The organism is Candidatus Amarolinea aalborgensis, from assembly GCF_900491745.1.
GTDB lineage: Bacteria > Chloroflexota > Anaerolineae > SSC4 > Amarolineaceae > Amarolinea > Amarolinea aalborgensis.
This window is the reverse complement of record NZ_UETR01000012.1, coordinates 114392-138677: the sequence shown is the minus strand read 5'-3', so window position 1 is coordinate 138677 and position 24286 is coordinate 114392. Positions and strand designations below refer to the sequence as shown.

General features: G+C 61.9%; 18 protein-coding genes and 1 pseudogene. 14 read left to right on the top strand and 5 right to left on the bottom strand.

The features are described from left to right. Positions 1-208 precede the first annotated feature (208 nt). The 11 genes and pseudogenes from ACPQ6D_RS15655 to ACPQ6D_RS15605 all read left to right on the top strand — a co-directional run bounded on the left by ACPQ6D_RS15655 (position 209) and on the right by ACPQ6D_RS15605 (position 12588). On the top strand, positions 209-1582 hold the full coding sequence (locus ACPQ6D_RS15655; RefSeq protein WP_423225277.1) for a hemolysin family protein: 1374 nt from the start codon (positions 209-211) through the stop codon (positions 1580-1582). Between the two features lie 13 nt (positions 1583-1595). Beyond that, positions 1596-2000, top strand: coding sequence for a cytidine deaminase (cdd, locus tag ACPQ6D_RS15650; protein WP_423225276.1), 405 nt, complete (start codon positions 1596-1598; stop codon positions 1998-2000). Positions 2001-2004: 4 nt separating this feature from the next. Beyond that, positions 2005-2826 carry a DNA repair protein RecO gene (gene recO / locus ACPQ6D_RS15645; protein WP_423225275.1) on the top strand — a complete coding sequence of 274 codons (822 nt, stop codon included), beginning with the start codon at positions 2005-2007 and terminating at the stop codon, positions 2824-2826. A 105-nt stretch (positions 2827-2931) separates the two neighbouring features. Beyond that, on the top strand, positions 2932-5055 hold the full coding sequence (locus ACPQ6D_RS15640; protein WP_423225274.1) for an LVIVD repeat-containing protein: 2124 nt from the start codon (positions 2932-2934) through the stop codon (positions 5053-5055). 401 nt (positions 5056-5456) lie between these two features. Further along, positions 5457-6656 (top strand): annotated as a pseudogene (gene ccrA / locus ACPQ6D_RS15635) (crotonyl-CoA carboxylase/reductase); the annotation flags it as partial. 27 nt (positions 6657-6683) lie between these two features. Continuing rightward, the gene (locus ACPQ6D_RS15630) at positions 6684-7232 is read left to right on the top strand and encodes a CBS domain-containing protein (protein WP_423225281.1); all 549 of its coding nucleotides are present in this window, start codon (positions 6684-6686) and stop codon (positions 7230-7232) included. Between the two features lie 26 nt (positions 7233-7258). Beyond that, positions 7259-8419: an acyl-CoA dehydrogenase family protein gene (locus tag ACPQ6D_RS15625; protein WP_423225273.1), complete on the top strand. Its 1161-nt coding sequence runs from the start codon at positions 7259-7261 to the stop codon at positions 8417-8419. An 11-nt stretch (positions 8420-8430) separates the two neighbouring features. Continuing rightward, positions 8431-9885, top strand: a complete 1455-nt coding sequence (locus ACPQ6D_RS15620; RefSeq protein ID WP_423225272.1) for a DUF6986 family protein — start codon at positions 8431-8433, stop codon at positions 9883-9885. Between the two features lie 169 nt (positions 9886-10054). Continuing rightward, the gene (locus ACPQ6D_RS15615) at positions 10055-10375 is read left to right on the top strand and encodes a hypothetical protein (RefSeq protein WP_423225271.1); all 321 of its coding nucleotides are present in this window, start codon (positions 10055-10057) and stop codon (positions 10373-10375) included. Positions 10376-10379: 4 nt separating this feature from the next. Beyond that, positions 10380-10796: a DUF2283 domain-containing protein gene (locus ACPQ6D_RS15610; RefSeq protein ID WP_423225270.1), complete on the top strand. Its 417-nt coding sequence runs from the start codon at positions 10380-10382 to the stop codon at positions 10794-10796. A 94-nt stretch (positions 10797-10890) separates the two neighbouring features. Continuing rightward, positions 10891-12588 carry an acyl-CoA mutase large subunit family protein gene (locus ACPQ6D_RS15605; RefSeq protein WP_423225269.1) on the top strand — a complete coding sequence of 566 codons (1698 nt, stop codon included), beginning with the start codon at positions 10891-10893 and terminating at the stop codon, positions 12586-12588. A 53-nt stretch (positions 12589-12641) separates the two neighbouring features. Here ACPQ6D_RS15605 and ACPQ6D_RS15600 read toward each other — a convergent pair whose 3' ends face one another. Next, complete coding sequence (locus tag ACPQ6D_RS15600; protein WP_423225268.1) at positions 12642-13628, bottom strand: type I phosphomannose isomerase catalytic subunit; 987 nt, start codon at positions 13626-13628, stop codon at positions 12642-12644. Further along, on the bottom strand, positions 13625-14572 hold the full coding sequence (locus ACPQ6D_RS15595) for a ribonuclease Z (protein WP_423225267.1): 948 nt from the start codon (positions 14570-14572) through the stop codon (positions 13625-13627). The genes ACPQ6D_RS15600 and ACPQ6D_RS15595 overlap by 4 nt, the downstream gene beginning before the upstream one ends. Before the next feature lie 435 nt (positions 14573-15007). Here ACPQ6D_RS15595 and ACPQ6D_RS15590 point away from each other — a divergent pair, with 435 nt between their 5' ends. Continuing rightward, the gene (locus tag ACPQ6D_RS15590; protein ID WP_423225266.1) at positions 15008-17437 is read left to right on the top strand and encodes a lytic transglycosylase domain-containing protein; all 2430 of its coding nucleotides are present in this window, start codon (positions 15008-15010) and stop codon (positions 17435-17437) included. A 51-nt stretch (positions 17438-17488) separates the two neighbouring features. Here ACPQ6D_RS15590 and ACPQ6D_RS15585 read toward each other — a convergent pair whose 3' ends face one another. From ACPQ6D_RS15585 to fabF, 3 genes are all read right to left on the bottom strand, one after another. Then, positions 17489-18031: a divergent PAP2 family protein gene (locus ACPQ6D_RS15585; protein WP_423225265.1), complete on the bottom strand. Its 543-nt coding sequence runs from the start codon at positions 18029-18031 to the stop codon at positions 17489-17491. A 186-nt stretch (positions 18032-18217) separates the two neighbouring features. Then, on the bottom strand, positions 18218-19624 hold the full coding sequence (locus tag ACPQ6D_RS15580) for an RsmB/NOP family class I SAM-dependent RNA methyltransferase (RefSeq protein WP_423225264.1): 1407 nt from the start codon (positions 19622-19624) through the stop codon (positions 18218-18220). 156 nt (positions 19625-19780) lie between these two features. After that, a complete protein-coding gene (gene fabF / locus ACPQ6D_RS15575) occupies positions 19781-21022 on the bottom strand; it encodes a beta-ketoacyl-ACP synthase II (protein ID WP_423225263.1) in 1242 nt (413 codons plus the stop codon). 193 nt (positions 21023-21215) lie between these two features. Between fabF and galK the strand changes: the two genes are divergently transcribed. Continuing rightward, positions 21216-22370, top strand: coding sequence for a galactokinase (gene galK / locus ACPQ6D_RS15570; protein WP_423225262.1), 1155 nt, complete (start codon positions 21216-21218; stop codon positions 22368-22370). 113 nt (positions 22371-22483) lie between these two features. After that, positions 22484-24244 (top strand): hypothetical protein, encoded by a 1761-nt coding sequence (locus tag ACPQ6D_RS15565; RefSeq protein WP_423225261.1) that lies wholly within the window; start codon positions 22484-22486, stop codon positions 24242-24244. The last annotated feature ends 42 nt before the right edge of the window (positions 24245-24286 follow it).

Here is a 24286-nt window from a genome sequence, read left to right as displayed (position 1 = left end):
AAAGAGCCAGCAATGGCTCTTTTTTGTTTGCAAGTTCTCGCCTAAAACGGGTTGCCTAAAGCGCCCGCCTGTGCTAAAATGTCAGCGCAACCTGGTCTCTACCCTACGCGATCAAGACGCGTCGCCGCCCGGTCGTTTTTCTGGTCTTGATCGCGTCTTATTTACCCGCGTAAAAGGTTGCCGTGCACATAAAAAGGAGTTTTTTACTTTGGATCCTGAAGCTGCGATAGCCTGGGGCGTTGTCGCCCTGGCCATTGTGGTGACGATATTCGCCGCCGCCGCCGAAATGGCGCTTGCCTCTCTCAGCCGCGGCCGTCTACGACGCTTGACTGAGCAAGGACAATCTTCCGCTCGACGTGTGATAGAATTGCTTGACACTCCCGGCCGATTCTTGACTACCCTTTTGCAGTTGAAAGTCTTGGCCCTCGTCGCTGCCGCCACGGCGGTCACCCACTGGGTCTTGACTCACCAACTCAGCCTGACCAGCCTGATGCTGCTGCAAATGCTGCTGTTGGTTGCGGTTGTGCTGACTCAAATCGTTGTGCGCGCTCTGGTGGTGCACAAACCTGAGCCGGTCGCGTTGCGCCTTGCCCGAGCTGTTACTGCCGTTACCACGCTTCTGTCGCCTATGACCTGGTTTTACCTGCGTGTGGCTGGACGTCTGCGCACGGACAACGCCAATGACCGCGCCGCCGAAGAGAGCATCTTCCTGAGCGAGGACGGCCTGCGTTTCCTGCTCAACGTCAGTGAGGAAGAAAGTCAGATCGAAGAGCGCGAAAAGGAGATGATTGGCTCTATCCTTGAACTGGATAAAACCCTGGTGCGCGAGGTCATGGTGCCGCGCATTGACATGGTCACCCTGGACGATCAGACCCCCGTGCCGGACGCGCTCGATGTCGTGATTCAGGCCGGGCATTCGCGCATTCCGGTTTATCACGAAACCGTAGATAACATCGTTGGTGTTCTGTACGCGAAGGATCTGCTGCGCGTGTTTCGAGAGCAGCAGCGCGCGGCCGAAGCAGGCGTCCCGACCCCGACCGCGATCAACCTCAGTTCCCTCATGCGGCAAGCCTATTTTGTCCCTGATTCCAAGCCGGTGGACGAACTGCTGCGAGAGCTTCAAAAACGCAAAGTGCATATCGTGATGGTGGTGGATGAATATGGCGGCACGGCTGGCGTTGTCACCATCGAGGACCTGCTGGAAGAGATCGTCGGCGACATCCAAGACGAATACGACGAGGAAGTCCCAGAGATCGAGCGGGTGTCCGAAAACGAGTATCTCTTGAGCGCACGCGCGAGCCTCGATGAAGTGAACGAAGCCCTCGACATCGAACTGCCGAGTGAAGGCGGCGACACCTTGGGTGGTTTCATTTATAGTCAATTGGGCCGCGTCCCCATCGAGGGCGAAGAAGTGCCTTTCGACAAGGGAATTCTCAAAGTGCTATCGTTGGACGGCAACAGCATTGATCGGGTTCAGGCCCTGATTACACCACCGACGACGGTTCCCCATGCCGAAGGGAGCGCTGAGGGAAACGCGACGACGATCAAAGGCGCGATCCTCTCCTCTCTCTTCTTTTTCTAGTCTGGGGGTAGACATGGCCGAGCACGCATTGGCAGCAGAACAACTCGTGGCGCACGCGCGCCGCGCGCGCACACGCGCCTACGCCCCCTATTCCCACTATCTTGTGGGCGCGGCTGTGCTCACCAGCGCCGGTGAGGTATTCACAGGCTGCAACATCGAAAATGCTTCCTATGGCCTCACCATCTGCGCCGAACGTGTGGCGATAGCAAACGCAATTGCGGCCGGCCAGCGTGACTTCATCATGCTGGCCCTCATCACAGCCAACGGCGGCTCCCCCTGCGGCGCCTGTCGCCAGGTGATGGTTGAGTTTGCCCCTGACATGCCGGTCATCATTGCTGATGAACTGGGGATTCGCGAGACCCTTCAGGCCCGCGCGTTGCTTCCCGGTTTTTTCGGCCCAGAACACCTGCCAGGATAGCGCTGTGACCGATTCAACACCCACCCGCGCGACCGCAACTGACGCCAACGCCGCGCGTCGCGCCCGTGTTTACCGCACAGAGGCGGTGGTGCTCCGCCGCCAGGATCACGGCGAGACCGATCGTTTGGTGACGGTCTATACCCCCACGCTCGGCAAACTGGTGCTGCGCGCCAAAGGTGTGCGCAAACCCACCAGCCGCAAGGCGGGTCACCTCGAGCTGTTCGCGCACAGCCTGCTCCTCGTCGCCAAAGGCCACACCTGGGACCTGATTACCCAGGCCGAGGTCATTCACCCCTTTCCGCAAGTGCACGAAGAGATGCTGCGCGCCAACTATGCCTATTACGTGGCCGAGCTGATTGACCGCTTTACCACCGAGCATGATGAGAATCGGCTGCTGTTCGATCTGCTCGTTGCCACGCTCGATCGCCTTGACACCCTACCCAAGCTCGATGTCACCCTACGCTTTTTCGAGCTGCGCTTGCTCAACTTGACCGGCTACCAGCCCCAGCTCTTTCATTGCGTCAATTGCAGCGACGAACTGCAGCCTGCAATCAACTACTGGAGCCATGCCGAAGGTGGGGTGTTGTGCCCGCGCTGCGGCGAGGCGCTGGCGGGCAGCGAGGAATTGCCCCTGGCCGTCTTCAAGCTGCTGCGTTTTGTGCAGCGCTCGGACTTCGACACCGTTCTGGCCCTTGCCCCCAGTGAATCGCTGATGATCCAGACCGAACTGCTGCTGCAACGCTACCTCATGTATCTTATGGAACGCAGCCTTAAATCGGTAGATTTTCTGCGGCGAATGCGCTTTCAGGCGACGCACCCGACCTAGGCGACTGCTGTCTGGATTGTGTTCCATCTTTTGCGATTCACTGCCGCTCACATTCCGGTATGTCCGTGCTGTCCAGCCTTTTGGTCAGGCTGACAAGGGAAGCTCATGTTGAAGACTCGGGCGCCGTTGACCGCGACGCTGGTTTTGGTGCTCCTGACCACGCTCGTTGGCGTCGGTCAGTCGGCGCGGCCGCAGCCGGTAGTGGTGGTTGACCTGCTGGGCCAACTTGGCGGCAGCGGCAGCGCCGCGCTGACTGTGGTTGGCGCGCGCGCTTACGTCGGCAGCGGCCCGCGGCTGCTGATCCTGGACGTGAGCCAGCCGGCGGCGCCGATCGTTGTGGGGCGCAGTCCGCTGTTGAGCGACATCGTGCAGGGGGTCAGCGTGGTGGGCAGCCTGGCCTACGTGGTCAGCGGCGCGGGCGGTCTGACCGTGCTGGATGTGAGCAACCCGGCCGCGCCCAATGTGCGCGGACAATTGGCGCTGTCCGGATTTGCCAAAGGGGTCAGCGCGGCCAACGGCATTGTGTATGTCGCCAGTTTTGGCCGCGGTTTGACGGTTGTTGATGCCGCCAATCCTGCGGCGCCCACGCTGCTGGCGCTGGTGCGCACCCCGGGCACGCCGCACGCGGTGCAGGTGGTGGGCAGCCTGGCCTACCTCGCCGATGATTTCAATGGCCTGGTCATCGTGGATGTCAGCAACCCCGCGTCTCCCACCGTACGCAGCACCTTGCGCTCGGCCGGCGTGGCCGTTGGGGTGACAGTTGTGGGCAGCCTTGCCTATCTGGCCTATCAAGGACAGGGCCTGCGCATCGTGGATGTGAGCAACCCCGCCGCACCTCGGCGCTTGGGACAGTTCGACACACCAGGTCTGGCGTCTGCGCTCAGCGTAGCGGGCAACCTGGCCTTCGTGGCCGATGGCGATGCGCTGCAGATCGTAGATGTGGGTAATCCAGCCGCGCCGACCTCTTTTGGCGTCTTCCGCGAACTGGCTGTCAACGTGCAGGTGCTCAATGGACTGGCCTTCATCGCCGACCGTGAAAGCCTGCTGTTGGTCAATGTCAGCCAGCCAGCGGCGCCCGTCCTCGTCGGTTTGTACGATCCACCCGGAGCGGCGCTGGATGTGGCCGTCGCCGGCAACCTGGCCTTCGTAGCCGCGGCCAACGATGGACTGCAGATCGTGGATGTAAGCGACCAGGCGCAGCCTCGGCGCCTCGCTGGCCTGGAGATCATCGGCGCGGCCTTTGGGGTTGACGTGGTGGGCAGCCTGGCCTATGTCGCGGTTGGGGAGCGCGGCCTGCGCGTGGTAGATGTTGCGAACCCGCTGGCGCCCTTTGTGCGCGGTCTGCTCGACACACCGGGCCAAGCGCGTCGCGTCGCGGTCAGCGGCTCACTGGCCGCAGTGGCGGATGCGTGGGGCGGCCTGGTGGTCGTGGATGTGAGCAGCCCGGCCGCGCCGATCCTGCGCAGCACGCTGCCCACTGAGTTCCCGGCCGACGACGTGGCGCTGACGGGCAGCCTGGCCGTGGTGGCGGCCGGCAAGCGGCTGCTGTTGGTGGACCTTGCCAATCCTGCATTGCCCGTGGTGCGCAGTACGACCACGGTCTCTGGCTGGGCCAAGGCGGTGACGATAGAGGGCAGCTTGGTGTATGTGGCAGATGCGGAAGACGGCCTGCTCATTTACGACATCAGCCATCCCACAGCGCCTATTTTGCGCAGCGCCTTCTACACGCCGTATGCCATCGGCGTCAGTGTGCTGGATCAACTGGCCGTTGTCAGCAATCATGCCCGCGGGTTGACCATCGTCAGTGTTAGCGACCCCACCGCGCCGCGCTGGGTGGCTGCGGCTGAGACAGCCGGCCTGGCCAGGCGCGCGCGCTGGGTAGGCGGCTTTCTGCTTGTGGCCGATGATTTGGGCGGTCTGGTCACCTTGCGCGTGCGCAATGGCCCGCTGCCCACCGACACGCCAACGCCGACAGCGACGCCCACGCGCCTGGCCACGTCAACCCCAACCCTCACACCGATAGCGACCTCCACGCCAAGCATGACGCCGACAGCGACGTCATCCCCAACGCCAACCCTCACGCCGACGGAAACGTCAACGCACACACCTACGCCAAGCCTCACACCCACACGGACGCCAACCGCCACCTCAACGGCTACCTCAACCGCGACCATGACCCCCACGCCATCGCCGACGCCAGTAAGATACTATTTCCCCATTATTCGATAATGCGTCGTGTCGAGTGGACAGACAAGTTAAGAAGGCATCTTATTCATGCTCATTTATGACGCACCGCGTTGTAGAATTTGACAATTGGGGGCATCATGACCTACACTATTTTATGAACGATGTTGCTATTGTGCCCTCTCCGGCAACCAGCAGCTGATCGTGCGGCCTGACCCAGGCTGTGCGCACGCCGCGGCCAGGTTGCCAGCGAAATGACCACGTACGATGTCCACCACCGGACATCCGAATCATAAACGGCGCTTTGGCCAAACCAGAGCCGCCACGGAGGTGATAGTATGGAGGTATTGCCTGTGGAAGTTGCTGCACAACCGAGTATCGCGACCAAGTCGCCGAGCGCTGGTCACCGCACAGAATCGGTGAAAGATCTCTACCAAGTCGGCGAGATGCCGCCCATCGGGCATGTCCCCAAGCAGATGTATGCCTGGCTGATTCGGCAAGAGCGTTTTGGCGAGCCAAACAAGGCTTTCCAGGTGGAAGTGATTGATGTACCGGAGCCCGCCGACGACGAGGTGCTGGTCTATGTGATGGCCGCTGGCGTCAACTACAACAATGTCTGGGCAGCCCTGGGTGTGCCGATAGATGTGATTGGCGCGCGACTGAAGGCGGGCGAAAAGGAGCCCTTCCATATTGGCGGCAGCGATGGCAGCGGCATCGTTTACAAGGTGGGCAAGGATGTCACCAACGTCAAAGTGGGCGATGAAGTGGTCATTCACTGCGGCTCCTGGGATCGCAACGACCCGCTCGTCAAGGCCGGCGGCGACCCGATGTATGGGGCCAGTTTTCGCATTTGGGGCTATGAAACCAATTGGGGCAGTTTTGCCCAGTTCACCAAGGTGCAGGCGCATCAGTGTCTTCCCAAGCCTAAACATTTGACGTGGGAGGCCGCCGCCGCCTACATGCTGGTTGGCGCGACCGCCTACCGCATGCTGCATGCCTGGCCTCCGCACAATGTGCAGCCAAACGATGTCGTCTTGATTTGGGGCGGCGCCGGGGGACTCGGCTCGCAGGCCATTCAAATCGTCAAAGCGGCGGGCGGCATTCCAATCGCCGTCATCTCTGACGAGAGCAAAGTGGAGTTCTGCATGAGTCTCGGCGCCAAAGGGTGCATCAATCGCAAGGATTTCAATCACTGGGGCATGCTGCCGCACTGGAAAGATACCGTTGGCTACAACACCTGGCTGAAAGGGGTGCGCAGCTTTGGCAAGGCCATCTGGGATGTGCTCGGCGATCGGCGCAGCCCGCGCATCGTCTTTGAGCATCCCGGCGAAACGACTGTCCCGACTTCGGTGTTCGTGTGCGACACAGGCGGCATGGTGGTTATTTGCGCTGGCACCACTGGGTATAACGCCACAGTTGATCTGCGCTACCTGTGGATGCGCCAGAAGCGTTTGCAAGGCTCTCACTTTGCCAACGACGATCAAGCCAAGGGCATCAATGACCTGGTGATTGCGGGCAAAGTCGACCCTTGCCTTTCGCAGACATTCTCCTGGGACGAACTGCCCCTGTCGCATCAGTTGATGTATGAAAACCGCCATCCCCATGGAAACATGTCCATCCTGGTAGGCGCCATCAGCACCGGGCTGCTGAACACGGCTGACCAACGCGCCGCGATGCGCGGCCTGTACGAGATTACGTCCGAGGCGCCGGCTGAGGCCGTGGAGGTTGAGATGGAACCCGAAGATATCTACGCTCGCCCACGCCCTGGGATTCCAGTCGGCGGCGAATTTGTAGATCGACGCCCGGTCCAGGCCGTTATGCACCCTGGCGTGATCACCTGCAGCGAGGCAACGACGGTGGATGAGGTGGCCCGCACGATGGTCGAAAATCACATCCACGCCGTCGTGGTCGTGGATGAGCAGGGCTATGCCTCAGGCGTGGTCTCGCAGACCGATATGGTGCTGGCGCGCCAGGGTCGCTCGCCCGCCGACGTTGCGCACATGACAGCCGCCGACATCATGACGCCTGATCTCATCACCTGTACGCTTGACACGCCTGTGTCGGAGGTGATCACCACCCTGACCCGCAATCGCATTCATCGCCTGGTGGTCGTACAGGAGGAGGGCGAACATCTGCGCCCAGTCGGCGTCATTTCGATGACCGACATCATCCGCCAAATGATGGGCTACGCCAATCCCGCGGCGCCCCGTGATCCAGCCTAGCGAGTCACATCACAACGAGGTTTTGTATGTCTTTTCTAACCGACGAGCACGAAGCAGTGCGTCAGACCGTCCGCAAGTTCACCGAGGAAAAGGTGATGCCGATTGCCGACGAATACTACCGGGGCGCCCAAGAGATCCCGATGGATCTCATCAAGCAGATGGCGAACCTGGGCTTTTTCGGCATGTCATTCCCGGAGGAGTGGGGCGGCGCCGGCATGGATGCCGTGAGTATGACGCTGGTCACCGAAGAGCTGAGCCGTGGTTGGCTGGGCGTGGGCAGCGTGCTCACGCGCAACCTGATCACCGGCACTCTGATCCTGGCGCACGGTACGCAGGAACAGAAGGAAAAGTATCTACCTGGTATCGTCTCCGGCGATATTTTGACTGCGGCGGCCTTTACCGAGCCAAATGCGGGTTCGGACACGGCCGGTATGCAGCTGCGCGCGGTGCGCGATGGCGATGAGTATGTGTTCAACGGCGCCAAGACCTGGTGCACGTTTGCCAATCGCGCCCACATCCTCACCGTGCTCGCGCGCACCCATCCCGATGCTTCCTTGCGCCACAAGGGGCTGAGCATCATCCTGGTTGAAAAAGAGCCAGGCGATCATTTCCATCCGCCGCAGTTGTCCGGCGAATACATCCCAACCGTGGGCTATTACGGCATGCGTTCGTTCAGCCTCGGCTTCGAGGATTTCAGGGTTCCGGTTGCCAACCTGATTGGCGGGGTGGAAAACAAGGGTTTTTATCAATTGATGGCAACCTACGAGTGGGCGCGCATTCAGACCGCAGCCCGCGCCGTGGGCGTGGCGCAAGCCGCGTTCGACGCCGCGCTGAAGTATTCGCAGGAGCGTCAGCAGTTTGGACAGGCCATCAGCGAATTTCAGATCATCCGCCACAAACTGGCTCACATGCGCACGCAGATTGAGGCTGGGCGTCAGCTCACCTATTACGCCGCGCGCATGAAGGATATGGGCCAACGCTGTGACCTGGAAGCTGGTATGGCTAAGCTCTTCTGCGCGGAAATGGTGGAACACGTCACTTCCGACGCGATGCAAATTTTTGGCGGTTACGGCTATTCGCTCGAATATCCGGCCCATCGCTTCTGGCGTGATGGCCGAGTGTTCAAGATCTTCGAAGGCACGAGCGAAATTCAGGCCGAAGTCATCGCCAAGCGCCTGTTGTCCTGAAAGGGTTTCACATGAGCAATCTCTCTCTTTCGTCATTGGACATGGCGCCGATTGTCGAGCGCCTCACGCAAGCAAATCAACAGTTTGCCGATAACTACCCCGGTGACGTGACCACGCGTCAGCCCGTGCACACGGTATATGGCGGCGCTCATCTTTTCAAGAGCGATACGGCATTCAAGCTGGGCGGCATCGGCCTGCGCAACCTGGATGCCTACGCGCCGGACTTTGCGATCTTCGCCAAGGCGCTTGGGCTGCCGGGCGCCGCGACGCTGCCCGAAAGCAGCGCCGATATCGAACACCTGGCCGCTATCATCGAGAAGGACCCGCAGGCGGCCAGCTTCACGCACGAGCCAGCGTGGATGGCCTACACCGTTTTCAAGCGTGTGCGCGAGAAGATGCAGACCGAACCGGTGGAAGATTACCGCGTCGATTTCGAAGATGGCTATGGCAACCGGCCGGACGACGAAGAAGACGCCCATGCCATGAGCGTCGGCAAGGAACTGGCCGCGGGCATGGCCGCGGGCACGCTGCCGCCGTTCATCGGTATTCGCATCAAGCCGTTCACCCAGGAAAGCGCGAAGCGAGGCATGCGCACGTTGGACCTGGTCCTCACGTCCCTGGCCGCAGCGAGCGGCGGCAAGACGCCGGCCAATTTCGTCGTCACCTTGCCCAAAGTGACGATCCCTGAGCAGGTGTCCACCCTGGCTGACTTGCTCGATCTGCTGGAAGCCAAAAATGGCATCGCGCCGGGCGTCATCGGCATGGACCTGATGATCGAAACGCCGCAGGCCATCATCAACCACCTGGGCGAAAACACGGTCAACCTGTTGGTGCGCGCCGGTAAGGGACGTGTGCGCTACTGCGCTTACGGCACCTATGACTACACGGCGCTGTGCAATATCACCGCGCACTACCAGACGCACACGCACCCGGCGGCCGATTTTGCCCGGCACGTGCTGCAGGTCAGCCTGGCCGGCACTGGGGTCAGCGTCAGCGACGGCGCCACCACGGTCATGCCGATTGGCCCGCACCGCGCCACGAAAGATAAGCCGCTCACCCCGCAGCAGGAGGCCGAGAACCTGGCCGTTGTGCATGCCGCGTGGAAACTGCACTACGATAATATCGGCCATTCGCTGCGCCATGCCTACTACCAGGGCTGGGACTTGAACCCGGCGCAGCTGCCGGTGCGCTATGCCGCCGTCTACACCTTCTTCCTGGAGAGCCTGGAGGATGCCAGCAAGCGCCTCAATCGTTTTGTGGATGCAGCCGCGCAGGCCACGCTGAGCGGCAATATGTTCGACGATGCCGCAACCGGGCAGGGGCTGCTCAACTTCTTCTTGCGCGGCATCGCTTGCGGCGCCATCACCGAACAAGAAGCCACCGCGACGGGTATCACCCTGGAAGAGCTGCACGGCCGCTCTTTCGTCAGGATCGTGCAGAACCGCGCGTATAAGAAGAACAGTTGACTGTTGCGGAGAGCAGACAGATAGATTGTCAGAATATATCTGTTACTCTGCGCTGTCTGCTCTCCGCCTGCACGAGTTGACAAATAACCACTCTGGCACTACGATGGGCCGCCTTGTGGACGCCCTGGCCTCTCAGGTTGCACCAAGACGGGAAGGAAATTGGTGAACCATGAAATGGACGGTTCAAGACCGCTTCGGGAATACCGTTTACTTCACTGAAGAGCGCTGGCGACATATACTGGAGTCCCGGCCCGAATTAGAGCCGCTGTTCAACCAGTTTCTTGATACGTTGCGCACCGGGCGTCGGCAGCAAGACTCGTTGGTCCCCAACGAGTATCGGTATTTCAAGCGGTTTGACGAGATGCTGCCAGAGAACAATCACTTGGTGGTTGTGGTCGTTTTCAAAACTCGCCTCAATGAGCAGGGCAATTACGTTCCTAACAACTTCGTGTTGACAGGGTGGGCTCAGTATATCCACTCCAAGAGGTAAGCGCATGCATGAGTTAAGCCTTTACAGGACTCAGATTACGGCAAACGATGGCACATCCGTGCGGCTAGTCTACGATCAAGAGGCTGACATTCTAGAGATCTTCTTTGCTGAGAACGAACCTGCCACTGGCATCGAGTTGACCGATCACATCATTTTGCGCTTTAACAGGCAGACGCGACGGGTGGTTGGTTTGGTGCTGCTTCATTTTTCGATTCTGACAGAACATACTGAATATGGCCCGCGCAGCTATCCTTTAGATAAGCTGGAGCAGATTCCAGAAGAATGGCGCGAGATCGTGGTACGCGCCATGACCACCACGCCCGTCAGTCAGTTCCTGAAACTCTCTCACTTCCAGGCGTCGCCTACGGAGCGAAAGCCTTTTGCCTACGTGGAATTGCAGCCATTGATGGCAGTCGCGTGATCAGGTACTCAAACACAGGTGGTGTTGAGAAGCAAGGGCTGACTTCCAAAGTCTACGATGCCCTATGACTTGTTCTACAAAATAGGGGTGCTCTATGCAGGAAGCTGATCAGAATTTACTGGCCGAAGAATGGCAGCGCTGGGAAGCAGGCGATCTGGCTGACTCAATCCGCCGCGCGCCTGAGCGGCCGGAAACCCAGGCGTTTCAACGATTGCACACGCCGCTGGATGCCGGCCCACAGCCGCCGCCGCTGGCTGACCAGACGTGGTATCTGGAGCGCCTCGGTTTTCCCGGTCAGTTCCCGTTTACACGCGGCGTGCAGCCTACCATGTACCGCAGCCGCTTCTGGACCATGCGTCAATACGCCGGCTATGGCACAGCCGCCGAAGCCAACGAGCGCTTCAAATACCTGCTCAGCCAGGGCCAGACCGGTCTCAGCGTCGCGTTCGACCTCGCCACGCAGATTGGTTATGATAGTGATGACCCCCTGGCCTCTGGCGAAGTGGGTCAGGCTGGCGTAGCGGTTGACTCCCTGGCCGACATGGAGGCGCTGCTGGACGGCATCCCGCTGGAGAAGGTCAGCATCAGTATGACCATCAACGCGCCGGCCAGTGTGCTGTTAGCCATGGTGATTGCCACGGGTGAAAAGCGCGGCGTGCCAGCCAACAAGCTCACCGGCACGATTCAGAACGACATCCTCAAAGAATACGTCGCGCGCGGCACGTACATCTTTCCACCTGGCCCCAGTGTGCGCCTGGCCGCTGACACCATCGCCTTCTGCGCGCGGCAAGTCCCGCGCTGGAACGCCATCAGCGTCAGCGGCTATCACATTCGCGACGCTGGCAGCACGGCCGCGCAAGAGATGGCCTTCGCGATTGCCAACGCCATCTCGTATGCCAATGCCGTGCTGGCTCGAGGCGTTCCCATTGACGACTTTGCCGCGCGCATCTCGTGGATCTTCAACACACAGAATAACTTCTTCGAGGAAGTAGCCAAGTACCGCGCCCTGCGCCGTTTGTGGGCCACCATTCTGCGCGACCGCTACGGCGCGCAGAAGCCGACCAGCATGGCGCTGCGCACGCACGTCCAAACCGGCGGCGCCACGCTGACTGCGCAGCAGCCGCTCAACAACATCGCCCGCGCCGGTTTCCAGGCCCTGGCCAGCGTTCTGGGCGGCATCCAGAGCCTGGCGCTGAGCTGCTACGATGAGGCGCTGGCGCTGCCGACCGAGGAGGCGCAGGCCACCGCCCTCCGCACGCAGCAAATCATCGCGCACGAAATTGGCGTGACCGAAGTGATTGACCCATTGGCCGGTTCGTATTATGTGGAGTCGCTGACCGACCGCCTGGAAGCAGAGGCGCGCGCGCTGATCGAGAAAATCGAAGAGATGGGCGGCTCTATCCAGGCCATCGAAAGCGGCTGGATGCAGCAGGAGATCGCCGACAGCGCGTGGAAATACCAACAGGCCGTCGAGAGCGGCCGCCAGCTGATCGTAGGCGTCAATGCGTTCCAGGCGCCGGGTGAGGAGCGTCCCGTCGGCATTTTCCGGCCTGACCCGGAGACCTACCGCGTACAGCATTCACGCCTGGAACAACTGCGTTCGCAGCGAGACAACGCGGCGGTGGGCGCGGCCCTGGCGCAGTTGCGCACAGTGGCCCAGGCGCCGGGCGGCCCGGAGAGCAACCTGCTGCCGCCCATTTTGGACGCCGTGCGCGCCTACGCCACGCTGGGCGAAATCTGCGGTGTGTTGCGGCAAGAGTGGGGCGAGTATACCCCGCCCACTGTGATCTGATCTGATCAACGACAAGCCCAGTTTCCGAAAGAAACTGGGCTTTTTCTTTGACCTCACGCCACGTAGGTGCGCAGGAGGGTGGCCGGCGCGGCGGCGTGCACATGGAATGAGCCAAGCGCCGCGGGCAGCAGGGTGAAGCGCACGGCTGGCAGCCGCACGCCGTTGACATCTACCTCTCCGGTCAGCGCCCCCCAAATTTCCAGGGTTTCGCCCAGGCACGCGCCGTGGAAGACTGCGCCGGGCGTCATGATGACGCGTTCAGTCACAAAGTAGTGGTTGCGACACAGCTCCCAGCGCTGCACGCCATCGCTCTCCAGCAGCCAGCGCGGTTGACCCACGGCAGGCTCCGCGTGTCCAAAATCAATCACCTCCAGCGCCTTGTCTATATGCAGTTGACGCGGCTCACCGTCCGCGCCGACGCGCCCCCAATCGTAGACGCGGTAGGTTGCGTTGGAATTCTGCTGAATTTCGACGATGAGCAACCCACCCATAATGGCGTGCAAGGCGCCGGCCGGCACGCAAACATGATCGCCTGCTTTGACCGGTACGACATGCAGAAATGGCTCCAGGCTGCCCACGGCCAAAGCCTCGCGGAAGTTCGTAGCATTGGCGCCGGCTTTGACGCCCAGGATGATATGCGCGTCTGGTTCGGCGTGCAGCACCACCCACATCTCAGTCTTGCCCAGTTCGTTGTCTTCATGGGCCAGTGCGTAGTCGTCATCTGGGTGCACCTGGACCGAGAGCGGGGCATGGGCGTCGAGGAGTTTGACGAGGAGTGGGAATTTACCGCGCGCGTGCGCCCAGGCATTGCGCCGGCCGATCAAGTCCAACCCCAAGACCTCCTGCACCGCAGTCAGTGGCTGGCCTGCGAAAGGCCCGTTGTCCACAACCGTCGTGCCGTCGGCATGTCCGGCGATCTCCCAGCTTTCGGCCACAGGGCCAGTGAGCGGGAGTTGACGCCCAAGCTGCTCCAGGTTGCGTCCGCCCCACAGGTAATGCTTGAGAACAGGTGTAAATGTGAGTGGATAAAGAGACGTCATGATGTTTCTGCGCGCACAAGTTCCACCGGTTTGCCCTTGACAATCTTGAAATGATCGAGATCGTTGGCTACGCTGGTGGCGGCGAAGATAGCGCGTGCTTCGTCAAGCACCTGCTGTGGGTGATACCGGCGTGAGAGATGGGTCAAGATGAGCTGTTTGACGTTAGCAGCTGCGGCCAGCTGCGCCGCGTCGGCCGCCGTCAAGTGACCGAACTCGCGCGCCAGCGCCAACTCATCGCGGCAATAGGTGGATTCAATCACCAGGGCATCGGCCTGGTCGGCGATCTTCTCCAGCCCAGTCGTTTCGCTGATATCGTTGATGAAAACCAGCTTGACCCCGTTGACCACGGGGCCGAGCACGTCATCCGCATGGATCACGCGGCCGTCATCCAGCGTGATGCTCTGCCCGTCAACCAGGCGTCGCCGCACCGGGCCGGCCGGCACGCCCAGTGCGGCCGCTTTTTCGGCCAGGAAAGGCCGCCGCGCGCGCTCTTCAAACACGAAGCCGAAACAGTCTGGCCCACGGTGGTTGATGGGGAAGGCGCTGACCACGAAATCGCGTGTCTCTAGCACCGGACCATGGTCAAGCGGATTGAGCGACACGGTCATCGGAAATCTGGCTGAGCCGAAAACCACGCGCAGAAGTCCCTCGATGCGCTTGAGCGCAGAGCGGCCGCCAAAAATGTCCAGCCGCTCGAGCGTTTCCCAGCGTCCCAGCGTGGACGCCAGCCCGCCCAGGCCCAGGATATGGTCGAGATGGCCGTGCGTAATCAGAATGCGATCGAGGCGTTTGAACCCCAATCGGCTGCGCAGAAGCTGTCGCTGCGTTCCTTCGCCGCAATCAATCATAAATCGGTATTCGCCGTGCATGACCACCGCGGACGACAATCCTCGCTGAACCGACGGCGCAGATGCCGACGTACCCAAGAACACCACTTCAAACATGCGCAGCCTTTCTACCAAGCAAATCGTGACCAGATTATACCACAGCCCAAACCTCAAATCCCAAAACCCAAACCTCAAATCCTAATTCAGGCAAGCTAAAACCGAATGCTTTAATGCCAACGCGCCGCGGTGCAAAGACGCTAAGAAAACGCTCTGCGGCCTTGAGGCTTTGCAGCTTCGCGTTAGATATTCTTGCCAAACGTTTGACTGGCCGCCGCGCACCGTCGCCCGTTCTGCCGATGCCTGCCGCCGCGCGAAACAAAAGCGCCTGTTCGTTCGTTTAGAGAGAGCGAGTAGCCCGGCGTTCGCCTGGTCTGGCTTGGCGCCGGAACGCTCTTGCGCCCCGAATGCATGCGGCGGCGGCCATTGGGGCCGGCGGTATTGACAGCTCGCACGTTTGTAGGGATAATGCCGAAGGTATTAGGAGACAGATTCGTGAAGACTCAATCGCACCTACCCCCTCGGCTGCTGCGCTGGTCCTGCTTTGGCGCCACGGTCATCGTTCTACTCAGCGCCTGGCTTATGCCATCCTCCCTATTGGCCGCGCCGCTGGCGTTGACGCCTACCCCCACGCCCACGCCCACGCATACGCCAGCGTCCCTTGCCCCGGCCGACTTGCTGCGCGAGGGCCTGCGCCAGCAGCACAACGGCAATCACGCCGCGGCCCGCGCGGCTTTCGCCAGTTTTTTGGCGCGGGCGCCCGCAGATCCCCAGGCGGCGGACGCGGCTTTTGCTCTGGGCGAAAGTTACCAGGCAGATGGTCTCTACAGCGAAGCCATTACGACCTTCGAGGATTTTCTGCGCCGCGCAGACTCGAACCCCCGCCGCGCCGCCGCGCAGTTCCACTTGGGTCAGGCGCACCAGGCGCTGCAGGAGTGGGAAGCTGCGCGCAGCGCGTATCAGACCTATTTGCAGAGTGGTTCGCCCTGGTTGGCGTACGATGTGCACAGGCGCCTGGCTGAAGTGGCGGCCGGGTTGCAGGAGCCGGCTGCCGCGGCGGCGGCGTATCAGGCCGCAGTGAGCGCCGCGCCTAGTCGCGTGCTGGCGTTGGCCGCGCGTGAACAGTGGGCCGCGTATGCGACGGCGCGCGCCGATCATGCGGGCGCGCTGGCGCAGTATGAGGCGATTCTGACGGTCGCGCAAAATGCGCCTTACCAGGCTGAAATACACGCGCTGGCTGGCGACGCCGCCTGGAACGTGGGCCAGCAGGCCGCCGCCGAGAAGCACTGGCGCGATGCTATCGCACTGGCCCCACGCAGCCGTTACGCCTATCAGGCTTTGATCCGCCTGGTAGACAATGACCTGCCGGTGGATCCCTTTACCCGTGGACAGGTAGACTACGACAACGTCGCCTACACACCAGCGATCAATGCCCTCAACGCTTTTTTGGACGGTCAGCCCGGTCAGCGGCGCGGCGAAGCCCTGGCGCTGATCGCGCGCTCGTACCAGGGTTTGGAAGACTATCCACGCGCGCTGGAGACCTGGGATCGCCTGCTTACTTCCTACCCGGACGATCCAGCCTGGGCAAGCGCGTGGTTGGGCAAGGCCGAGACGCAGCGCTTTGCGAATAACCGCGCCGGGGCCATCGCCACCTTGCGCGACTTCGTGCAGCGCTATCCCGATCATACCCAGACGCCCACCGTTCTTGTTGAACTGGCGCGTCAGCTCGAGCGCAACGAGGATTACCGCAGCGCGGCGTCCTACCAAACGCTGCTGGCTGATTCTTTCCCCAAGCACCAGGCCGCGGCGAATGCCCTCCTGCGCGCGGGCATCAATCGCTATCGCCTCAATGAGATCAGCGCGGCGTTGACGCTTTGGCAGCGTGGCCTCAAGGCGTATCCCTCGGCATCCGACGCGCCCATGATGCGCCTGTGGCTGGGCAAAGGGCTGTTGGCGCAGCGCAAACGCGGCGACGCCGCAGCCGCCTGGCAGACCTTGATTGCCCAAGCGCCGGAGAGCTATGCTGGCCTGCGGGCACGCGCCCTTGCCTTGCAAGCTGGGCTACCGCTCACTGTGATACCGCCGCTGAACGGAGAAGCCACGCGGGCAGGCCAGGGCGACGACGGCAGCCAGGCTTTTGCCGAACGTTGGTTACGCACGTGGATCAAGACCGGCAGTGCGGCGACTGACCTGACCAGCCTGGATCAGCGCATCCGCAGCGATCGCGATTGGCAGCGCGGCCAGGCCTACCTGGATCTCCGCCTGCGTGGGCCGGCGTTGGAGGCCCTAGAACTGGTGCGGGCGCGTTACTGGAATGACCCGCTGTTGGTGTATCAACTGGCGGTTGCGTTCGAGGAACTGGGCACGTATCGCCTGAGCGTGATCAGCGCGGCGCGCGTGATCGCCCTGGCGCCGAATAAACTGGTCAGCGCAGCCCCGCTTTTCATCCAGCGCCTGGCCTATCCCACGTATTTCGAGGACGTGGTGACTGAGGAGGCGGCGCGCTTTGGCCTCGATCCGATGCTAATTTACGCCATGATTCGGCAAGAGAGCTTGTTCGAGCCAGGCGCGGAAAGCTCGGCGGCGGCCCGCGGTTTGATGCAGGTCATTCCAAGCACCGGCCGCTGGATTGCTGGCGAGTTGGGATTCGCCGATTTTCATGAGAGCGATCTTTACCGGCCCTGGATCAGTGTCAAGTTCGGGGCTTTTTACACGATGCGCGGCCTGCGCGCCGCCAACGGCAGCACCGCTACGGCGCTGGCCGGGTACAACGCCGGGCCGGGCAACGCCAAGATCTGGCGTGAACGCAGCGGCGCAGATGACGATCTCTTCTTTGAAACGATCTCCATCACGGAGCCGCGCTCATACTTGAGCCTGATTACTACCCATTTTGCACACTACACCCGGTTGTACGGTTCACGCTGACGCCAAAACAAACCCGGCTTCTCGCAGAAGTCGGGTTTCTCGTGTGAAATGCTACTTCACCAGGGCGTAGTAGACGATCGCCGTCAGAATCCCCAGCAGTCCACCCACGACGACCTGCGCGGGCGTATGACCGAGCAGTTCTTGCAAGGGCAGCGGAATGTTCATTTCGGGGGCAGGGGCCTGTTCTTCATCCGCGTCCTTTTCAGCGGCTTGTTCTTCATCGGTAAAATCAGATAGGAGCCAGTTGAGAACGCTGGCATGACGACCGGCCGCACGACGCACGCCCGCAGCGTCGGTCATGACAATCGCCGCGAGGATGGCGGCCACGGCAAACAGGGCGCTGTCAAAGCCGACGTGCAGCCCTACGGCTGTGCTCAGCGACGTAACGGATGCAGAATGGGAACTGGGCATGCCGCCCATGCCGAAGAGGACACGCCACGTAATGCGGCGCTTGAATCTGAACTCGATCGCTGCCTTGATGACTTGCGCCGCCAGCCAGGCGCAGATCACCGTCAGTAAAATATCGTTATGCAACACGCCGGCCAGGTTGTCAGAAAGTGTCGTGGCTAACTCCTTTGCCTTGTGCGGATCCATGGTTCGCTGCCCGATTTCGCTCAGTCTTTTGCCCGACGCGCGGTGCAGCGCTTGCATTGTAGTCCAATCGGCCCTGCCGTCAAGCCAGGTTGCCGGCTGGCAGCCGTTCCCAATGCAGCGCATAGCCAACCCTTCGGAACACGGGCGGGCATGGTGAATAGAAAAAAGTTGTCACGATTCACGTGATCAATCACGAACAGCGCTTTGAACCCGCAGCCCTTTGGGGTAATGGTTTTTCACCACCGCGCCGCCCCGTTTGCCCCAACCCAACGGAAACGAATCAACACAGACCCCCAGCCACCCGGCCGCGCCGTCTGCGGTCAGCGTTTCCCCGTGCAGGTAAGCCAGCACCGCTGGATCATCGGGCGGCAAGTTCAAGGTGCGTTGGAAATCGGCATGCGTCAGCCCCAACGCCAGGGCATGACTCGGTTCCAGACGCTCGCCGCGCACGTCGCCCAGCCACCAACCTGGCCGCAGTACGCGCAAACCCTCCATGTCCAGAGCGGTCTCCGGCGCCTGGTACAGGTAGGTTCCGGTTTGTAGCAGCGCCCCTGACGGCTTCATCACCAGGTTGGCTGCGCAAAAAGCGTCCCACGCTCGCTGCGCTGCCCGATCCACGCGCAGGGCGCGGCGCGGCCGCGGCATGGGTGCGCGGGAGCTCGCTGCAGGATGACGCTGCAGATGCGCCAGGAAATGCCCTTCCCCCACGGCCTGCTGCGGCCACAGCCGCGCGATCCCCGGATGCCCGGCAAGCGGGCCAAGCCCTGGCGCCCAACCGGGCGCGCCGGGTAAGGCTGCCAACTCAAAGTCGCTCCGGTCTTGCAGAAAACGCGCAATGACGCGTTCATTTTCTTCCAGGTTGAATGTGCAGGTGCTGTAGACCAGGCGGCCGCCGGGGCGCAGCAGCTCGGCCGCCGCCTGCAGGATATCACTCTGACGCAGCGCACAGCCGCTGACTTGCGCCGCGCTCCATTGGACGCGCGCGCCGTCGGCCAGCAGACGCCGAAACATGCCTTCGCCCGAACAAGGCGCGTCAACCAACACACAGTCGAACACACCCGGCCAGCGCGCCGCCAGGCGGTTGGGCGTTTCATTGGTCACGATTGCGTGGCGCACTCCCCAGCGTTCCAGGTTTTCGGCCACAATGGCCGCGCGACCGGAAACCATCTCATTGGCGACGAGCAAGCCCTGGTTTTTCATCTGCGCGGCCAGGTGCGTGGACTTGCCGCCGGGGGCCGCGCACAGATCGAGGACGCGCTCCCCAGGCTGCGGCGCCAGCGCTGCGGCCGCGGCCATGGCGCTGGGGTCTTGCAGATAATAAAGGCCGGCCGCATGTAGAGGAGATTTTCCCAACCGCAAGCCCGCTCGTGCGGCCGCGTCGGCGTTCACGTAGAAACCAGACTGGCACCACGGCACCGGCTCCAGGTTGAGCGGCGCAAGGCGCTGGCGCAACGCAGAGGCCGGCAGCTTGAGGGTATTCACGCGCAGCCCCATGACCGGAGGCTGCGCATAGGTCGCTGCAAACGCGTCCCATTCTGCGCCCAACAGAGGCGCCAAGGCGTCAAGAAAAGCCTGGGGCGGCAGCAAGGTCATGGCTGGTCTGCACAAGCACGTACGGGCATCATTCCAGTCCCCGTCGAATGATTCATGGCTGTCTCCGCGCGCGGCTGGTTAGCGCAGCGCTCTGAAAGCGAAAGGCGATGGCATTGGGGGCCATCGCCTTTTGCAGCAGAACTGAAGGTGGGGGACTCAGGCGCCGTTCACCCGACTGAGGACCGCAACGACGTTTTGGCCGCCGAAGCCAAAGGCGTTGACCAGCGCGTGATGAACGGTCTTGTAGCGGGCCACACCGGGCACATAGTCCAGGTCACATTCAGGGTCTGGTACGCTGTAGTTGATCGTGGGTGGAATCACGCCCTCCGACAGGCTGAGGATCGCGCCAATGGCCGACAGTGCGCCAGCCGCGCCCAACGTATGACCAATCATAGACTTGGTGGCGGTGACGGCCGTGCTGTAGGCGTGTTCGCCGAGCGCTTTCTTGATGGCCGTGGTTTCCACCGCATCGTTGAGCGCGGTGCCGGTCCCGTGCGCGTAGATGAGGTCAATGTCCTCCGGCTTTAGCCCCGCGGCCTTGATCGCGTTGCGAATGGCGCGCGCGGCCCCGTCGCCGCTCGGTTCGGGCGCGGTGATATGATACGCGTCGCCGGTGATGCGGCCGCCGCGCACCTCGGCCATCAGCCGCGCGCCGCGCGCCTGGGCATGGGCTTCGCTCTCCAGGATCATGACCCCGGCGCCTTCGCCACAGACGAATCCGTCGCGTTCCTTGTCGAACGGCCGACAGGCATGCTCTGGATCATCGTTGCGAGACGAGAGCGGTCCCATGCGTGCAAACGCCGACATAGTCAGCCGCGACATGGCCGCCTCGCTGCCTCCCGCAATCACGACATCGGCCTCATCGCGCTGAATCAAGTTGTAGCCTTCAATCAGGGCGTAGTTGCCGCTGGCGCAAGCTGCGGTGGATGTCATGATCGGGCCTCGTGCGCCGAGTTCAATCGAGACGACGCAAGCCACCGCGTTGGACATCACATTGGGAACGAGGAATGGCCCCACGGAACGCGGCCCCTTTTCCGCCAGGCCGATGGAGCCAGGCTCCATTTCGGTGATGCCGCCGCCGCCCGTGTTCATCAACACCGCGACGCGTTCACCATTCTCCGGGGTAATTTCGAACTTGGCGTCGGTCAAGGCCTGGCGGGTTGCCGCCACAGCCAATTGAATGGCCCGCGCGGTGCGGCGGGCCGTTTTGCGATCCATGAACTGACCGGGGTCAAAGTCCTTGACTTCACAGGCAATCCGCACAGGCAGGTCGCTGGCATCAAAAGCGGTAATGGGGCCGGCGCCCGATTTGCCTGCCAGGAGGTTCTGCCAGAAGGTTGGCACATCATTGCCAATGGCCGATAGCGCCCCCATTCCCGTCACAAAAACACGTGTCATGCCGTGATACTCCTCTCTCATATCATAAACGATTGCAGAAAAATTGACTATAGGCTGCATTATACCCGATTGTGGAGAAAAGAAAAACTCATCCATACTTGCCAGCCTGTAGGCTCCGACGTAAAATAGCTGTGCGAACTCACGACCGGTTGGCTCGATCTTCAGCCGGAGAGCATTTGCAGGAGGTGTTTTCATGTCATCACGCATTGAGGCGCTGCGTCAGGCGTTCCGCGCTCAGTTTGGCGGTGCGCCCTCGTTTTTCGTGCGCGCGCCTGGCCGGGTCAACTTGATCGGCGAGCACACCGATTATAACGAAGGTTTTGTACTGCCTATGGCGATTGACCGCGATGTGCGCCTGGCCCTGGCGCCGCGCGCCGACCGGCAGGTTCACGTTTTCTCGCTCAATTTTCAGCAGACCGATCGCTTCAGCCTGGACGATCTGCAGCAAACGGAGATAACCGCATGGAGTAACTACCTGCGCGGTGTGGCGTGGGCTTTGCAAAACGCAGGGTTTACACTGACAGGCTTCGATGCCGTCATCGAAGGTAATGTGCCGCTTGGTTCCGGTCTCTCTTCGTCGGCTGCAACCGAACTGGCGACGGTGACTGCTTTCCGCGCCTTGGGCAACCTGGCAGTGGACCCGGTGCAGGCTGCACTTCTGAGTCAGACTGCCGAAAATGACTTTGTAGGCGTCAAGTGCGGCATCATGGATCAGTACATTTCGTCTCTGGGGCAGGCTGGACATGCCCTGTTGATTGACTGCCGCAGCCTGGCCTACGAAGCGGTGCCGCTGCCAACCGGCGTGCAGTTTATCATTGTGGACAGCGGCGTGCGTCGCGGTTTGGTGGATAGCGCGTACAACGAGCGCCGCGCCCAGTGTGAAGAAGGCGCGCAGCGCCTCGGCGTGACAGCCCTGCGCGACGTAGACCCCGCGCAGTTCGAGCGCCTGGCGGCGGATTTGCCGCCGCTGGTCGCGCAGCGCTGCCGTCACGTGGTTGAAGAGAATGCGCGCGTGCTGCACAGCGTCGCCGCGTTGCAGCGCGGCGACGTGGCGGCATTTGGCCTCGACATGGACAAATCGCACGTCAGCCTGCGCGACCTTTACGCGGTCAGCCACCCTGCGCTCGACACCCTGGTGGAGATCGCGCGCGCCGCGCCGGGCTGCCTGGGATCTCGCCTCACCGGCGCCGGGTTTGGCGGCTGCACAGTGAGTCTGGCGCTCACGGAGCACGTGCAAGCCGTCGTGGATGCCATCCGCGACGAATATCCGCGCCGCACCGGGTTGACGCCGCAAATCTACCTGAGCGGCGCGGAGGCTGGCGCCGGCGTCATAACCGCAGAGGCTTGAGGAACTGCTGAACGGCATTCCATGCCCTGGTGAATCTGTGGTAAAATCAAGCTGCTTTTTCTAGAACGCCATCTGTCCCCCTCTCCCCTACGTCAGTAGGCATTGATTCAAGTATGCGGTATATCTTCCTGACGGTGTTTTGCCTGGGGCTGTTGGTCATTACGGCGCCCCAAAGCGCCGCGACGACTTACACCAGGTTCCTCCCGTTGATTTATGGCGCGGACGTCGGCCCCACGCCCACGCCCACGCGTACGCGAACCCCATCCCCCACGCCTACGCCAACCGCAACGGCATCGTCCACGCGCACCCCGACGCCAACCGCAACGCCTTCGTCCACGCGCACCCGGACGCCAACCGCAACGCCTTCGTCCACGCGCACCTCGACGCCAACGCCAAGTGCGACGCCGACGCCGAGTGCGACGCCAACGCTGAGTGCAACGCCGACGCCGAGTGCAACGCCGACGCCGAGTGCAACGCCGACGCCAAGTGCGACGCCGACGCCAAGTGCGACGCCGACGCCAAGTGCAACGCCGACGCCGAGTGCGACGCCGACGCCGAGTGCGACGCCAACGCCGAGTGCGACGCCAACGCCGAGTGCGACGCCAACGCCGACGATTACGCCGACGTGGACGCCGGGCCCTGTGCCAACCGCGGCGGCCATCAATCCTGGCACGCCAACCTGGGCGCGTTTCCAACCACATGCGGCTTACGACGGTCAGCACGATCGTTTCTTGGTTGTCTGGCAAGATAAGCGCAACGATCCCGGCCGGCAGTGGGTTTTGGGTTATGGGCTGGAAAACAACGGCGACATCTATGGCCGCCTGGTGCGCGCCGATGGCACGGCGTTGGGCGCGGCGGACATCGAGATCAACCGCACGGTGCAGGATGCGCAGTGGCCGTTTGTGGTGTACAATCCGCAGCAGCAGGAATACCTGGTGGCCTGGCAGGAGGTTAGCCCGTTGGCGACCCCATCCAACTGGTTCGACACCTGTTACGACATCAAGGCGCAGCGCATCAGCGCGGATGGGGCGCTCATTGACTCGCCGCTGGTCATTGCCGCGGCCATAGATTGCCAGTGGGTGCCGGTGATTAGCTACGATGAACAAAGCAATCAGTACCTCATTATCTGGCACGATCACCGCTACCGCATGGGCATGACCCCGCCGCGGCCGCCCGAAACGGCCAAGGAGATATTCGGCCAATGGCTCGGCTATCTCTTCGGCACCCTGCGCCTGGAAGGCGAGAACTTCGTGGTGACAACGGATAGCCAGCCGCCGCATGCGCCCGCGCCGCGCTATCAGCAGTACGCGACCATGGCCTATCACGCCGGCCAGCATTACTTATTTTGGAGCGATGATCGCAGTGGTACTGGCGCGGACGAGGCGTTCGACATTTACCACCAAGTGCTCGGCAGCGGTGTGACGGCGTCCGTGACGAACACCGTTACCTACGCGGCCCCTGGCGCGCAGGAGAAGCCGCGCGCGGCATTCAACCCGGCCACAGGTCAGGTGTGGGTCGTATGGCAGGATTATCCGAACCCGCCGCCCGCACCCGATCCAGGAGCGACGGCGCTGCGCCTGGCGCGCCTGGCGCCCAACGGCGCAGTGCAGGCCGTGACAACCGTTTCTGAGCAGGTCTCGCCCTGGCCCGTGCCAGACCTGGCGTGCAGCAGCAGCGGTCAGTGCGATGTCATTTGGGGCGGCTCCGGCGTCTGGCTGGCGCGGCTAGATGCGGCCGGCGCGTTGCGCCAGGCTCCTGTGCGCCTCTCCACCGTGCCCACCGAAGACCCGCGCCTCATCGCCGCGGGTGCACAGCGCCTTTTCTTGCTCTTTGCCAACAACGGCTACCTCTACGTCACCGTGCTGACCGAGTAGGTAAAGCCGCGCAAAAGCAGGATATTGTTTTGGGGTTTCCCG

Coding starts and splice junctions, on each gene's coding strand:
- ACPQ6D_RS15580 (WP_423225264.1), bottom strand. CDS start 19,624: ATGACCTTGCTGCCGCCCCAGGCTTTTCTTGACGCCTTGGCGCCTCTG.
- ACPQ6D_RS15640 (WP_423225274.1), top strand. CDS start 2,932: ATGTTGAAGACTCGGGCGCCGTTGACCGCGACGCTGGTTTTGGTGCTC.
- cdd (WP_423225276.1), top strand. CDS start 1,596: ATGGCCGAGCACGCATTGGCAGCAGAACAACTCGTGGCGCACGCGCGC.
- ACPQ6D_RS15610 (WP_423225270.1), top strand. CDS start 10,380: ATGCATGAGTTAAGCCTTTACAGGACTCAGATTACGGCAAACGATGGC.
- ACPQ6D_RS15585 (WP_423225265.1), bottom strand. CDS start 18,031: ATGGATCCGCACAAGGCAAAGGAGTTAGCCACGACACTTTCTGACAAC.
- galK (WP_423225262.1), top strand. CDS start 21,216: ATGTCATCACGCATTGAGGCGCTGCGTCAGGCGTTCCGCGCTCAGTTT.
- ACPQ6D_RS15605 (WP_423225269.1), top strand. CDS start 10,891: ATGCAGGAAGCTGATCAGAATTTACTGGCCGAAGAATGGCAGCGCTGG.
- ACPQ6D_RS15595 (WP_423225267.1), bottom strand. CDS start 14,572: ATGTTTGAAGTGGTGTTCTTGGGTACGTCGGCATCTGCGCCGTCGGTT.
- ACPQ6D_RS15625 (WP_423225273.1), top strand. CDS start 7,259: ATGTCTTTTCTAACCGACGAGCACGAAGCAGTGCGTCAGACCGTCCGC.
- ACPQ6D_RS15565 (WP_423225261.1), top strand. CDS start 22,484: ATGCGGTATATCTTCCTGACGGTGTTTTGCCTGGGGCTGTTGGTCATT.
- ACPQ6D_RS15630 (WP_423225281.1), top strand. CDS start 6,684: ATGCGCGGCCTGTACGAGATTACGTCCGAGGCGCCGGCTGAGGCCGTG.
- ACPQ6D_RS15615 (WP_423225271.1), top strand. CDS start 10,055: ATGAAATGGACGGTTCAAGACCGCTTCGGGAATACCGTTTACTTCACT.
- ACPQ6D_RS15600 (WP_423225268.1), bottom strand. CDS start 13,628: ATGACGTCTCTTTATCCACTCACATTTACACCTGTTCTCAAGCATTAC.
- fabF (WP_423225263.1), bottom strand. CDS start 21,022: ATGACACGTGTTTTTGTGACGGGAATGGGGGCGCTATCGGCCATTGGC.
- ACPQ6D_RS15620 (WP_423225272.1), top strand. CDS start 8,431: ATGAGCAATCTCTCTCTTTCGTCATTGGACATGGCGCCGATTGTCGAG.